Source organism: Cobetia sp. Dlab-2-AX (genome assembly GCF_024124625.1).
In the GTDB taxonomy this organism is placed as follows: domain Bacteria; phylum Pseudomonadota; class Gammaproteobacteria; order Pseudomonadales; family Halomonadaceae; genus Cobetia.
The window spans coordinates 190,371-203,712 of the sequence record NZ_JAMXRV010000006.1 but is presented as its reverse complement, the minus strand read 5'-3'; the positions used below and the strand labels follow the sequence as shown (position 1 = coordinate 203,712).

At 64.5% G+C, this 13,342-nt stretch carries 14 protein-coding genes; 1 reads left to right on the top strand and 13 read right to left on the bottom strand.

The annotated features are described in order from the left end of the window. Positions 1 to 7 precede the first annotated feature (7 nt). Positions 8 to 1,267: a flagellar hook-associated protein FlgL gene (flgL, locus tag NH396_RS11915; protein ID WP_253063945.1), complete on the top strand. Its 1,260-nt coding sequence runs from the start codon at positions 8 to 10 to the stop codon at positions 1,265 to 1,267. 136 nt (positions 1,268 to 1,403) lie between these two features. On the opposite strand, the gene fliR is transcribed toward flgL, so the two are convergent. The 13 genes from fliR to fliF form a co-directional block, all read right to left on the bottom strand. Next, a complete protein-coding gene (gene fliR, locus NH396_RS11910; RefSeq protein ID WP_253063943.1) occupies positions 1,404 to 2,201 on the bottom strand; it encodes a flagellar biosynthetic protein FliR in 798 nt (265 codons plus the stop codon). Positions 2,202 to 2,261: 60 nt separating this feature from the next. Further along, positions 2,262 to 2,531: a flagellar biosynthesis protein FliQ gene (gene fliQ / locus NH396_RS11905; protein WP_166018069.1), complete on the bottom strand. Its 270-nt coding sequence runs from the start codon at positions 2,529 to 2,531 to the stop codon at positions 2,262 to 2,264. Positions 2,532 to 2,665: 134 nt separating this feature from the next. Continuing rightward, the gene (gene fliP / locus NH396_RS11900; protein ID WP_253063941.1) at positions 2,666 to 3,406 is read right to left on the bottom strand and encodes a flagellar type III secretion system pore protein FliP; all 741 of its coding nucleotides are present in this window, start codon (positions 3,404 to 3,406) and stop codon (positions 2,666 to 2,668) included. A 56-nt stretch (positions 3,407 to 3,462) separates the two neighbouring features. Next, entirely contained in the window at positions 3,463 to 4,110 is a 648-nt protein-coding gene (gene fliO / locus NH396_RS11895; RefSeq protein ID WP_253063939.1) for a flagellar biosynthetic protein FliO, read from the bottom strand. Between the two features lie 13 nt (positions 4,111 to 4,123). After that, entirely contained in the window at positions 4,124 to 4,594 is a 471-nt protein-coding gene (fliN, locus tag NH396_RS11890; protein ID WP_253063937.1) for a flagellar motor switch protein FliN, read from the bottom strand. Then, positions 4,587 to 5,603, bottom strand: a complete 1,017-nt coding sequence (gene fliM / locus NH396_RS11885; RefSeq protein ID WP_253063935.1) for a flagellar motor switch protein FliM — start codon at positions 5,601 to 5,603, stop codon at positions 4,587 to 4,589. Before fliM ends, fliN begins: the two co-directional genes overlap by 8 nt. Positions 5,604 to 5,609: 6 nt before the next feature. Beyond that, complete coding sequence (fliL, locus tag NH396_RS11880) at positions 5,610 to 6,098, bottom strand: flagellar basal body-associated protein FliL (RefSeq protein WP_253063933.1); 489 nt, start codon at positions 6,096 to 6,098, stop codon at positions 5,610 to 5,612. 178 nt (positions 6,099 to 6,276) lie between these two features. Further along, a complete protein-coding gene (locus tag NH396_RS11875; RefSeq protein ID WP_253063931.1) occupies positions 6,277 to 7,776 on the bottom strand; it encodes a flagellar hook-length control protein FliK in 1,500 nt (499 codons plus the stop codon). Between the two features lie 26 nt (positions 7,777 to 7,802). Next, positions 7,803 to 8,252, bottom strand: a complete 450-nt coding sequence (fliJ, locus tag NH396_RS11870; protein ID WP_253063929.1) for a flagellar export protein FliJ — start codon at positions 8,250 to 8,252, stop codon at positions 7,803 to 7,805. 40 nt (positions 8,253 to 8,292) lie between these two features. Continuing rightward, entirely contained in the window at positions 8,293 to 9,651 is a 1,359-nt protein-coding gene (gene fliI / locus NH396_RS11865; RefSeq protein WP_253063927.1) for a flagellar protein export ATPase FliI, read from the bottom strand. Between the two features lie 10 nt (positions 9,652 to 9,661). After that, the gene (locus tag NH396_RS11860; RefSeq protein ID WP_253063925.1) at positions 9,662 to 10,567 is read right to left on the bottom strand and encodes a flagellar assembly protein FliH; all 906 of its coding nucleotides are present in this window, start codon (positions 10,565 to 10,567) and stop codon (positions 9,662 to 9,664) included. After that, positions 10,560 to 11,558: a flagellar motor switch protein FliG gene (fliG, locus tag NH396_RS11855; RefSeq protein ID WP_253063923.1), complete on the bottom strand. Its 999-nt coding sequence runs from the start codon at positions 11,556 to 11,558 to the stop codon at positions 10,560 to 10,562. Before fliG ends, NH396_RS11860 begins: the two co-directional genes overlap by 8 nt. Then, positions 11,551 to 13,317, bottom strand: coding sequence for a flagellar basal-body MS-ring/collar protein FliF (gene fliF / locus NH396_RS11850; protein ID WP_253063921.1), 1,767 nt, complete (start codon positions 13,315 to 13,317; stop codon positions 11,551 to 11,553). The genes fliG and fliF overlap by 8 nt, the downstream gene beginning before the upstream one ends. Positions 13,318 to 13,342: the final 25 nt, after the last annotated feature.

Below are 13,342 nucleotides of genomic sequence, written 5' to 3'. Positions count from 1 at the left end.
GGCCGTGATGCGCATCAGTACCCAAACCCTCTATGCCCAGGGCGTCACCTCGATGCTGGATCAGCAGGCGGCGTTCTCCAGGGTGTCCGAGCAGCTGGCCACCGGCAAGCGCGTGGTCAATCCCTCGGATGACCCGAGTGCGGCCAGCCAGGCGGTGACGATCTCGCAGTCCCAGGCCGTCAATGAGCAGTTCAGTGACAGCCGCACCACGGCGCGCAACAACCTCTCCATCGAGGAAAGCGCGCTCAATCAGGTCACCGACACCATCACGCGAGTCCAGAGCCTGATCGTGCAGGCGGGCAACGGCACCCTCAGTGACAGTGACCGTGATGCGCTGGCCACCGAGCTTGAAGGCAGCCGCGAAGTGCTGCTGGGACTGGCCAACAGCACCGACGGCAACGGCAACTATCTGTTCGGCGGCATGAGCGGTGATACGGCGCCCTTTGGTGAGGATGGCAGCTATCGCGGCGATGGTCAGCAGCGCCAGCAACGCGTCGACAGCTCGCGCCTGATGGAGGTCAATCATACCGGCAGCCAGATCTTTGGCGGCGTGGCATCCGGCAATCAGCAGCTGGCCCGCCAGACCAGCGAAAGCGAGTCGTCACTGCCGATCACCTTCAAGGGGCCGGACGTCGTCGACGTCTCGGCGCGGGTCGATGGCGCGGGCTATAGCATCAGCATCGATGCCGCCGGTGTCACGATCAGTGGCACCGATGCCGAAGGCAATGATCTCCCGATCCTGGATGGCGAAGGCAATCCGCTGCCATCGCCTGTGGCGTTCAGCAATGGCATGACCCTTGCGTTCAATGGCCTGTCGATGACGCTGTCCGGTGATGAGCAGCAGGTGTCTGAGGCCCAGGCCTCCGGCAAGGCAACGCAGCTGGTGGTCGAGGAGGGTGAGGCCAGCGCCGATCTGTTCGCCAATCTGGATGGCCTGATCAGCGCGCTGAGCACGCCGATCGAGAGTGAGGCCGATCAGACCGCCTTCAACAACGCCATCTCGACCGCCAGTCGCCAGTTCAGCAACAGTCTCGACAATGTGCTGACGGTGCGTGCCGATGTCGGCACCAAGCTCAACGAGCTGGATTCACTGGATATCATCGGGGATGACCGTGAGCTCAACTATGCCTCGACCCGCTCGGACCTGATCGATCTGGATTACAACGAGGCGATCTCCGACTACTCGCTGACCCAGGTGGGGCTGCAGGCCTCACAGCAGGCGTTCTCGGATATCGCGGGCATGTCGCTGTTCGACTATCTGCGCTGAGTGATGACGTGACCCCCGTTCGAGGAATGATGAAAAAGCCGCACTGGATACTCGCTCTCGCGATGGCATCCGGTGTGGCTCTTGCGTTCTGGTCTTTGCTTTTCAGATCTTTGCTTTTCAGATCCTTGCTTGCATGTCATGGCATCGTGCCCAGGCCTTCATGCACGGCCTGGAAGGCGCCCAGCGCCTGACGGAACAGCAGCGACAGCCAGTCCGTCATGCCCGGCATCATCAGCCACAGCATCGCGATGCCCAGCAGCAGGGTCAGCGGGAAGCCGATCGAGAACACCGACAGCTGCGGTGCCGAGCGGTTGAGTACGCCCATCGCGAGGTTGATCGCCAGCAGCGAGGCCACCAGCGGCAGGGCCAGCAGCAGGCCGGCGCTGAACAGGCTGGCGCTCCACAGCAACAGATTCTCGAGCCCGACGGGACCCATGCGGCGCAGGTCGAGGGGAATCTCGTGGAAGTGAGTGACCAGGATTTCCAGTACCAGCAGATGGCCATTGAAGGCCAGAAACAGCAGCATGGCGAGCATGCCCAGCAGGCGCGACAGCACCTGGGTATTGGTGCCGGTGTCAGCCGAGAAGAAGCTGGCGAAGGCCAGACCCATCTGCAAGCCGATGAATTCCCCGGCCGCCTCGACGATGGCGAAGGTGATGCGCATCACCAGACCCAGTGCCAGGCCGACGCCCATCTGCAAGGCCAGCTGCCAGATGGCGGCCGTGCCGAGCACATCCACCGGCGGCGGGCTCTCGACCAGTGGCGCGATGATCAGCGCCAGGCCAAAGGCCATCAACAGGCGCACCGGTGTGGGCAGGCTGCGGTGACCGAACAGCGGCGCGCTGATCATGAAACCGGACAGGCGCGCGAAGGGCCACATCACGCTCAGCAGCAGGGTCTGGAGGTGTTCGGGGGACAGCAGGTCAATCGGCAAGGGAGTGTCCTCCCGCCGGGCTTGCGTCGAGCCAGTTGCCGATGCTCATGCAGGTGTCGCTCATCCGATCAGGTGCGGGAAGCCGGTGAAGACGCTGCGCGTGAAGTCGATCAGCGTCTCCAGCAACCAGGGGCCGGCCAGTACCAGGGTGCCGAACACGCCGAGAATCTTGGGGATGAAGGACAGGGTCATCTCGTTGATCTGGGTCGCGGCCTGGAACAGGCTGACGATCAGGCCGATGAACAGGGCGCTGGCCAGCAGCGGGCTTGCCACCAACAGGGTGATGTACATGGCATGCGAGGCCAGGCTGGTGATGACTTCAGGGGTCATGGCGGCGCGTTCTCGGTGGGCAGATGGGAGGCGTCGAGGCTGGCAGTGCACGGTTGCGCGTCACGACGAGAAAGCTCGGCGCCTGCGTGATGCCAAGGGCTGGCTCAGTAGATGATCTGTCAGTAGAAGTTCTCTCAGTAGAAGCTCTCGGCCAGCGACCCCAGCAGCAGCTGCCAGCCATCGACCATCACGAACAGCATCAACTTGAAGGGCAGCGAGATGGTGGCGGGTGGCACCATCATCATCCCCAGCGCCATCAGTACGCTGGCGACCACCAGGTCGATGATCAGGAAGGGCACGAACAGGCTGAAGCCGATCTGGAAGGCCGTCTTCAGCTCGCTGGTGACGAAGGCCGGCAGCAGCACGCGCCACGGCACGTCCTGCGGGGTCTGGATTTCCTCGACCTTGGCCAGGCGCGCGAACAGGGCGATATCCGGCTCACGCACCTGACCTAGCATGAACTCGCGCAGCGGATCGCCGCCGCGTTCGATGGCTTCCTGCAGGCTGATGGCCTGGCTGTCATAGGGTTGCCAGGCCTCGTCGTAAATACGTTCCAGCACCGGCGACATCACGAAGAAGGTTAGAAACAGCGCGATGCCGACCAGTACCTGATTGGGCGGCGCAGACGCGGTACCCAGCGCGGTGCGCAGCAGGCCGAGCACGATGATGATGCGGGTAAAGGCACTCATCATCAGCAAGGCCGCCGGCAGCAGGGCGAGGCCACTGAGCAGGATCAGCGTCTGGATATTCAGCGACCAGGACTCGCCGCCGTCCGGCAGTGGCTGGCTGGTCAGGCCGTTGAGTACATCGGCGTGCGCCGCCTGGCTGGTCAGCAGACATGCCGACAATACGATCAAGAGTCCTGTCAGCAGCACTCTTGTCTTCAGCCTTCCTGCATTCTTCAAGCCCGGCGACAACCTCACCAGCCCCGTCATGAGCGAGGCTCCGCGTCATCTGTCTTGTCTGGGGTAGTCGTTTGCGTCACATCAGAGGGCATCGTGGCGGATGTAGCAGTCGGCGAGCGTCTGGCGAGTCGGTCGCGCAGCAGCTCGGCAAAGCCTGCCGCGGCACCGCTCCCGCCGGTTGGGGAGGCAGGCGAGGCCAGCGATGCGTCATTCAGAGTACTGCCATCGTCTGCGGGCACCAGGCCGCCATTCTCGGCCGTCAGCTCACCGAGGGAGGTGATACCCGCCGGTCCGACGCCCAGCAGCAATTGCTGGTTGCCCACCGCTACCACCACCAGGCTCTGCTTGTGACCCAGCGCCAACCGCGCCAGCGGGCGCAGGGCAATGCGATTGCCGCGCAGTGTCTGGGCACTCCCGAACGTCTTCATCAGCCATGCCAGCAGCAGGATCACGCCGATCACGCCGGCAAGCGCCAGCCCGGTATTGACCAGGCTGGCTGCGCCCAGCGGTGAGCTGTGGCCTGTGTCGGCAGTCAGGTTGGCGTCGCTACCGAGAAAGGCCGGTGACGGCGCCTGAGTGCTGGCGCTGGTATTGGAAATGGCGCTGGCAGCGCTGTAGAGTGCTGTCTCGGCATCCGGCAGCAGGATCGCGCCGTCAGGGGCATCGGAGGTCATGACATGAACAGCCTTAGCGGTTGAGCTTCTGAACCCGCTCATTGGGGGTGATGATTTCCGTGATGCGGATACCGTACTTGTCCTCGACCACGACCACCTCGCCCTGGGCGATCAGGTAGCCGTTGATCAGGATGTCCATCGGCTCACCGGCCAGGCCATCCAGTTCGATCACCGAGCCCTGCGACAGCTCCAGCAGCTGCTTGATGGTCAGGCGCGTGCGCCCCAGCTCCACGGTCATCTTGACCGGGATGTCCATGATCATGTCCAGCTCGCGCGGGCGTGCGCCGCCACCGCTGCCATCGAGGGGCTCGAAGATGTCGCCGCCCTGCGGGGCAGCCTCGCTATGCTGTTCTTCCAGCGCCTTGGCCCACTCGTCGCCCATCTGCTCGGTCATCGCATCGGCCCAGGGGTCGTCAGTACCGGATGTCGGGGAATTCGGGGTGGCCTTGGGCGCGGGCGCGTCTGGCGAATTGGGCTCACTCATCGCCGCTGTCCTCGCTGGCAGTGTTGATCGGATGATTGATGATGCGGGTCACGCGCAGGGCGCGGTGGCCATTGGCGCGACCGAAACCGGCTTCGAGAACCGGCACATTGTTGACGTAGGCGTTGACGCGCTCGGGCTTCTCGATGGGCAGCACATCGCCCACGGCAAGTTCGGCCAGCGCGCCCAGCGTGGTGGTGATGCTGGCAAAGTCGGCGTGCAGCTCGACATCGGTGGCGCGCACTTCCTTGCGCAGGCGCTCGCCCCAACGGCTGTCACCCTCGGCGCTGGTTTCCTGCAGCGGGCTCGAGAGCAGCTCGCGGTGCGGCTCGATCATCGAGTAGGGCAGGCAGATCTGGAAGTCGCTGCTGTGATTGCCGACCTCCAGATGGAAGCTGGTGCACACCACGATCTCGTTGGGAGAGCTGGTGATATTGGCGAACTTGACCTGCATCTCGCTGCGTAGATAGTCGGTTTCCACGGCGTAGACCGCCGACCAGGCGTCGCGGTAGGCATTCAAGGCCAGCTGCATCAGGCGCTGGATGACGCGTTGTTCGGTGCGCGTGAATTCGCGGCCCTCTGACTTGGTCACGAAGCGGCCGTCACCGCCGAACAGGCTGTCGACCACCATGAACACGAGACTGGGCGGAAACACCAGCATCGAGGTGCCGCGCAGCGGCTTCATGGTGAACAGGTTGATGTTGGTCGGCGCCGGCACGTTGCGAGAAAATTCGTTGTAGCTCAGGAACTGCACCGGCCCGGTGGTGATATCGGCGCCGCGGCGGATCAGGTTGAACAGCCCCATGCGGAACTGACGACTGAATCGTGAGTTGATGATATCCAGGGCATGCAGGCGATCCCGGATGATGCGGTGCTGGCTCGCCGGGTCGAAGGGGCGAATGCGCGCTTCGCCGGGCGTGCTCGAGGCGTCAGCCGTTGCACCGCTGTCACCGTTCACGCCGGAGAGCAGAGCATCGATTTCGTCCTGTGACAGCAGATCGTCTTGAGCCATGGCCAGTTATTGCACGATGAAGTCGTTGTACAGCACGCCGGAGATGGCCAGTGGCTGGCCGCCTTCACTGTAGGGGCGCGACAGCGCCTCGGTCAGGGTGCCTTGCAGCGCCTGCTTGCCGGCCTGGGTGATCAGCTCGTCCGGGCTCTGGCCTGACAGCAACAGCAGCAGGCGGCTCTTGAGTTCGGGCTTGAGTTCTTCCACGCGCGCTACCGCGTCCTGGTCGGCCATCTTGAGCGTGATGCCGATATAGAGCAGGCGATTGCCGCGCGGGCTTTCCAGGTTGACCGTGAAAGGTGCCAGCGGCATGAAGACCGGCGGTGGCACGATCACGACTTCCGGCTCGGCGTCCTGTGCGGCCTTCTGATCACTGAGCATCGGCAGTGCGAAATAGACGGCCACTAGCGCCGCGATCACGGCACTCATCAGGCTGATGACCCCGATCAGCAGCCAGGAACGACGCTGACTGGCGGAGGTGGTGATAATCGTTGACATCGTGGTGCGGTGTCCCTGGAGTCGGTGGCGGGGTCAGTATGACCGAAGGCGTGGTTATCGAACGGCGGAATAACGCCACGTGCGAGCGCTTACTTGAATGATGACGCGCCAGGCGGGCTCATCTGACAGCTACCTGACGGGAGCCGCTGACACAAGCACCTGGCAAGCGCCAGGCCCGTCATGCCTGCCATTCACGCTGCCCCCAGGCTGCCTGGGTTGCACTTGCAAGATTGCTTGTGAGATTTCCCGCGGCGAGACTTCCCTCCATGGCGTCAGCGCTTGTGCTGGTATCACTCGCCGGCTGATCCTCGAGGTGCTGGGCGAACTGCCCTTGATTGGCCGAGTTGTCCGCCGCCTCGCCCGGTGTGTTGTCAGGTGTGTCGTCCTGAGCACTGAAGCTGATCGCCGTCAGCTCGTGCCCCCGGGATTCCAGCGCCTGACGCAGCTCGCTCAGGGATGACTCGACCGCCGAGCGCACCTGTTGGTGGCCCGCGACGAAGTGTGCACTGGTGCCCTGTTCGCCAATGTTGAGGCGAATGGTCAGCTTGCCCAGATTGGCTGGATTGAGCGCGATCTCGGCCTGTGGCGACTTGCTCAGCTGCATGCGTACCACCTGCTCGCTGAGTGCCTGTTGCCAGGCCTGAGTGCCGACGCTTGCGGGAATCAAGGTGCCAGCCTGTGGTGCCATACCTGTTGCATTGACCGCTGGATTGCCCGTGCCATTGAGCATGGCACCGCTGCCTGCAGCGCTCGAACTCGATGCGCCGGCTGACACGCCAGCTGTTGACGCACCCGAGAGCTGGGACTGATCGGCACCGGCGCGTGAGCCGTTGGCATCAAGCAGGACGCCGTCGGCCTTGGCGATGACGCCTTCAATGGCCTCCTCGGTCAGCGGGCCCAGCGCGCCATCCGTCAGCGAGGAGGGCGCAGCCGTGCTCAGGCTGCCTGCCGCTGTCGCGGAGCTCCTGTTGCTGGGCGACTGATCCGCAATGGCGCCATCCAGTCCCGCCGCAGCAGGATTGCGCAGCGTGGCGAGCCAGTCACCTTGCAGCGCCGTGCTGCCTGCCGTGTTGGCCGCTGTAGAGAGCGCCTGCGCGCCAGCGAGCGTTGCCGTTCCTGCTGTTGTAGAAAATGTCGCGGCAGATGTCGTGTTCAGCGCTGCATCGCCGCCGCCAGAGGCGCCTTGGCCGCCTTGCGTGAGTTGCTGCAGCTGTTGCATGCGCGAGATGCCGCGCTCGACGCTGCTATCCAGTCGTGAGGCCTCGAGTGACTGTGCTGATCGCTGTCCGTTTCCCGATGAGGGCTGGGCAGGCGGGAGGTTGCCGTTCTGGATGGCGGCAGCGACCGGGTCCGGAGTGGGCGATGTCTCTGACGACGCTGCCTGAGCCTGCTCGAGGTGCTGGGCATGCTTGTCTTCGGCGGCCTCGCGACGCTCGATTCGCTGTTGCTGGGCGTCTTGCGCTTGCGTCTGCACCTGCGCCGCTTGCCTGTCCTGCTGGCGATCCTCGCGCTTTGCGCGTGACAGATGTGCCTCGAAGGTGCTCTCTGAGGAAGCCGAGCTGACGTCGTCGCGCGAGCGAGCCTCCTCGGAGGAGACCAGGGCGCTGGTCGGTGCCCTTGTTGGCGAGAGGGTTGGCGAGGTGGCCGACAACATCGAGATGCGTGCAGTGTCCGTCATGGTGTCACTCCTTCGACTGGCCGTCTTCAGCCATTGGCACGGCGTAACCAGGCCTGGGTGGCTTGTTCATCACTCTGACGTTGCTCGGCGGTGCGCGCCTGCAGCGCGGCGCTCAGGCTGGCGCGATCCGCCAGGCCCTGCCACGCCGCGTAGGTCTGCTGTTCCTTCACCAGACGCTGATGCTGATGGTGCGTCTGGGTCTTTTCCTGGACTACCCGCGCGCGACACTGGGCAATCGCCTTGTCCAGCGAGGCGATGAAGGCCTGATAGTTGTGCCAGCTGGCCGGGTCCAGCCCCTGAGTCAGGCGTGCCTGCATCTGCTGGCAGTAGTCGAGGCGGTATTGCTCGAGGGTGACCAGTTGCTGGGCGGCGGTTTCCTGACGCTGGCGCTGGCTGGTGAGCTGGCGCGCAGCGCCATCACGCCGGCGTTCGCTCAGCTGGGTCAGGGTGTCGAAACGTGACGATGAGATGGCCATTCAGTAAGGGTTCCCGATCAATGACAGGTGAAGGCGGCCATCATGGCTGGGCCAGCAATTGTTCGAGCATGTTCGTACTATCGGCAAGGCTTGCGTGCTGTGTAGTGCCTTGTTGCAGGAAACGTCCCATCGGCTCGTGCAGGCGCACCGCGGCGTCGAGCACCTTGTCGTTGCCGGGCTGGTAGGCGCCGATGGCGATCAGATCCTGATTGCGCTGATAACTGGAATAGAACTGCTTGAAGCGACGGGCGCGGGTGAGCTGACGCTCCGGCGCCACCGCCGACATGGCACGGCTGATCGAGGCTTCGATATCGATGGCCGGGTAGTGGCCGCTTTCCGCGATGCGTCGCGACAGCACGATATGCCCATCCAGAATCGCGCGCGCACTGTCGGCGATGGGGTCCTGCTGGTCATCGCCTTCGGTCAGCACGGTATAGAAGGCGGTGATCGACCCGCCGCCACGCCGGCCGTTGCCGGTGCGTTCCACCAGCGCCGGCAGCTTGGCGAATACCGAAGGCGGATAGCCCTTGGTGGCCGGTGGCTCACCGATGGCCAGAGCGATCTCGCGCTGGGCCATCGCGTAGCGGGTCAGTGAATCCATGATCAGCAGCACATTCTGGCCCTTGTCACGCAGGGATTCGGCGATGCGCGTCGCGTAGCTGGCGCCCTTGAGGCGATGCAGCGGCGTCATGTCAGCCGGCGTGGCCACGACCACGGCGCGCTTGAGACCTTGTTCGCCGAGAATGTTCTCGATGAATTCCTGCACCTCACGCCCGCGCTCGCCGATCAGGCCGACCACGATCACATCGGCATCGGTGAAGCGCGCCATCATGCCCAGCAGCACACTCTTGCCGACGCCAGAACCGGCGAACAACCCCATGCGCTGGCCACGGCCGACGCTCAACAAGGCATTGATGGCGCGAATGCCCACATCCAGCGGCGTGTCGATGGGCGCGCGCTCCAGCGGATTGAGCGGACGGCTCTCCAGCGGCGCATGTTCGACATCTTCCAGCGGGCCGAGGCCATCCAGCGGGCGACCCACGCCGTCGACGACCCGCCCGAGCAGCGCTTCACCGACCGGATAGCGTCGCTCGCCGACATTGCCATGCCCGAGGGGAAACACCCGCGCGCCCGGTGCGACGCCACTGAGTGGGTCGATGGGCATCAGGTAGAGGGTCTGATCGGCGAAGCCGACCACCTCGGCCTCGGCCGGCGGCAGCTTCGCGCCCAGCTCGATCAGGCAGCTGGCGCCCACCGGCAGGCGCAGACCGACCGCTTCCAGCACCAGGCCGGTCGCGCGCACCAGGCGGCCATTGCTGCGCTGGGGCTCTAGGCTCTCGACGCGCTCACGAATGGCGCCCAGCGCGCTGCGCCATTGCTGTGCGGAAGAGGTGCTCATGGCGTGTCACTCATGCGCGATCTCCTGCCAGCTCAGTGCGTGCCTGCTCTGGCGGTACATGTTCTGACGACTGGCGGTGCACCATGCGCGACCCGCTGGCCTCGTCCTTGCCATGCAGGCTGCCGTCGGCGCTGCCGCGATGGCGCAGCTGGCGTGACAGCATGTCCAGGCGACTCTCGAGGCTGGCATCGTGACAACCGCTGTCGGCTTCGGCGCGACATCCGCCGAGGCTCAGGCTGGCGTCCGGCAGACACTGCCAACCCAGCCTGGTGAGCTGCTCGCCCATTGCCTGCTCGACGCGCGGCAGGTCGTCCGGATTCAGGTAAAGACGCGGACGGCCGATCAGCGGCGGATCCGCCGCCAGCAGGCTGCGCACGCTGTCGATGATGTGCTCCGGATGGGCACGAAATGCCTCACGGGCCAGATGCTGACCGACGCTGATGGCCAGTGCTGCCAGCTCATCGCTGATCTGCTCATCCAGGCACGCCAGTGACTGCTGCAGGTTCTCGATCAGCGGTGCCAGCTGGGCGGCCTGTTGTTCGAGCGCCTGCCGGGCGGCCTCGGCCTGACGCGCCGCCTGCTCGGCGGCTTCCTGCCTTGCACGCGCCAGACCCGCTTCATAACCGGCCTTCTCGCCCGCGGCATAGCCTTCGTCACGCGCCGCCTGTTGCTGCTGTAGCGTCTCCTGCTCGAAGGTCGAGCGAGCACGCTGCGCCATGCGCCGAATCAGGCCGACATCCGGTGCCGCCGTGTGCGGCATGCCGGCTTGAAAGCCGCCACCCGACTGGGGCGATGCGGACTTGCCATCCAGCGCGTCGAGTTCCAGCGGTTGCCACTGATGCATGTCATCGCTGCCTGCCACCTCGCGCTCGGCCCACGAGGCAGACGCGTCATGATGCGGATCAGAACTAGACATAGTCCTCGCCACCGCTGTTGATCACGATCTCGCCGCTGTCGGCCAGTCGACGCACCGTCTGCAGGATGCTCTTCTGCTCGGCCTCGACCTGGCTGACACGCACCGGGCCGCGCGCCTCCATGTCATCACGCAGCATCTCGGCAGCACGCTGCGACATGTTCTGCAGGAATTTCTGGATGATCGCCTCGGGGGAGCCCTTTAGCGCCGTGACCAGCGTCTCGTTGTCGATTTCCTTGAGCAGCAGCTGGATGGAGCGGTCCTCGAGCCCGACCAGGTTCTCGAACACGAACATCTCGTCGATGATCTGCTGCGCCAGACTCTCGTCGTGGTGGCGCATTGCCTCGAGGACCTGCTCTTCCTGCTGCCCCGGCATCAGGTTGAGTATCTCGGCCGCGGTACGAATGCCGCCCATCTTGCTGCGCTTGAGGTTCTGGCCACTGAGCATGTTGCTCAGCACTTCGGTCAGTTCCTGCAGGGCTGCCGGCTGCACGCCACTGAAGGTGGCGATACGCAGCAGCACATCGTTGCGCAGGGTGTCGGAGAAGTGCTCGAGAATCTGCGAGGCCTGATGGCGCTCCAGGTGCACCATGATGGTGGCGATGATCTGCGGATGTTCGTCGCGGATCATCTCGGCCACCAGCGGCGGCTCCATCAGGTTCAGCGTCTCGATGCCATTGTTCTGACCGGAGCTCTCGTAGATGTCTTCGAGCAGCGAGCTGGCACGCTCCTGACCCAGCGCCTTCACCAGCACCGAGCGGATATGGTCGGTGGAGAGCAGATTGACGGCGCTGAACTGCTCGCTGTCGGCGTGGAATATCTCCAACGTCTTCGCCATCTGCTCCTGGGTGACCTGCGGCATGTTGGTCATCGTCGCGCTGAGCTGCTGGATCTCCTGGGCAGACAGGAACTTGAAGACCTCTGCGGCGCTGTCCTCGTCGAGGCTCATGATCAGGGCCGCACTGCGTTCCATGTTCGTCAGTGTCTTACTCATGGTGACTCATCCAGTTCTTGAGGATCATGGCGACCATGCGCGGGTCATCGCGGGCCATGTCACGTGCATCCTTGAGGTTCTGCTGATAGGTGGTCGGCGTGCGCGGGCCACTGGCAGGCGCTGTCTGGCTCGCCATCATGTTGCTTAGCTCACTGTTGGTCGTCGCCAGGCCAGACTCCATGCCGGCGATGCCACCCGCGGCGCTGCCGGCTGCCTGAGTGCCGGGCGGCTGACCGATGGTCTGGTAGGCTTCCTGCGGACGCAACAGCGGGCGCAGCAACTTGCGATACAGCAGCCAGGCGATGAAGCCGATGATCAGGTAGCGGCCAAGCTCGATGGCCAGCGCCTGCAGCTCGGGATTGTTGAGCCACTTCTCCCACCACTGCTGCGGCGGGCCGGCGTTCTGCTGTTCGGCGGTCATGAAGGGCGCATTGATCACGCTCAGGCTGTCGCCACGTTCGGCATTGAAGCCCATCGCCTCGCGCACCAGCGAATCGATCTGTGCCAGCTGGTCGTCTGCCAGCGGCTCGCTGATCGGGTTGCCGTCACTGTCCATGCTGCGACGGTGATTGATCACCACCGCCACCGAGAGATTGTCGAGGCGACCCAGGCGAGCGCGGGTGTGGCGCACACGCTTGTTGACTTCATAGTTGATGGTGCTGCTGCGCTGATAGTTGCTCAGGCCGCTGGCCGCGTTGTCTGTCTGTGTGCTGCCATCAGCATTCGCCGCGTCATCGGCATTGATGGGCGAGGCGGCAATTCCCGGGGGCGTGTTGGAGAGGGCGCCCGGCACGCCGCCGCTGCCGAGCATCTCGCCGGCGCCGGTGTTGTTGAGCTGTTCACTGCGCACCGCTGCGCTGCCCGGCTGCTGGTTGGGCGTGTAGTGCTCTTCGGTCTCTTCGGCGTGGGAGAAATCGAGCTGGGCGCTGACCTCTGCGCGGAAGTTGTCGCGTCCCACCAGTGGCGTCAGCAGGGCATTTATGCGCGATTGATAGCTGCGCTCCAGGGCCTGGGCGTATTCCAGCGCACTGCCATCGAGGTTGAGCGCATCGCCCGCCGGGCGCGACAGCGGATTGCCGTCCTGATCGACGACAGTGATATCTTCGCTGGCCAGGCCCTGCACGCTGCCGGCCACCAGATGCTGGATGGCTTGGATCTGACGTGCCTTGAGCTGCTGGCCGCCCTTGAGTTCGACCACGACGGAGGCCGTCGCTGGGCGACGCTCGCGCACGAAGACGGAATCTTCCGGCAGTGCCAGGTGCACACGGGCGCTGGAGACCGGCTCGAGACTGGCGATGGTGCGCGACAGCTCGCCGGACAGGGCGCGCTGGTAATTGACGTGTTCGGTGAACTGGCTGATGCCGAAGGCCTGGGTATCCATCAGTTCGAAGCCGGAACCGCCCTGGCTGGGCAGGCCCTGCTGGGCAAGTGCCAGACGCAGGCGATAGACATCCTGCTTGGGGACCTCGATGGTGGCGCCTTCATTGCTCAATCGGTAGGGCACGCCGGTCTGCTCCAGCTGCGCGACGATCTCGCCGCCTTCGCTGGCGGGTAGATCACGATAGAGCACACTCCACTGGGTGCCAGCGCCCCACAGCAACAACGCGACGATGACGGCCACGCTGAAGGCAGCCGCCATGATGAGCGGCAGGCGCGGCAATGCCGCCAGGCGTGCCAACAAGGGGTTGGCTGGCTTGTCCGATGATTCTGATGTCGTCGAGGTGCCCGACTGGGGCGCTGTCTGGCTGGGTGTACTCATGCAGATGTCCGATAAGCGCCGTGGT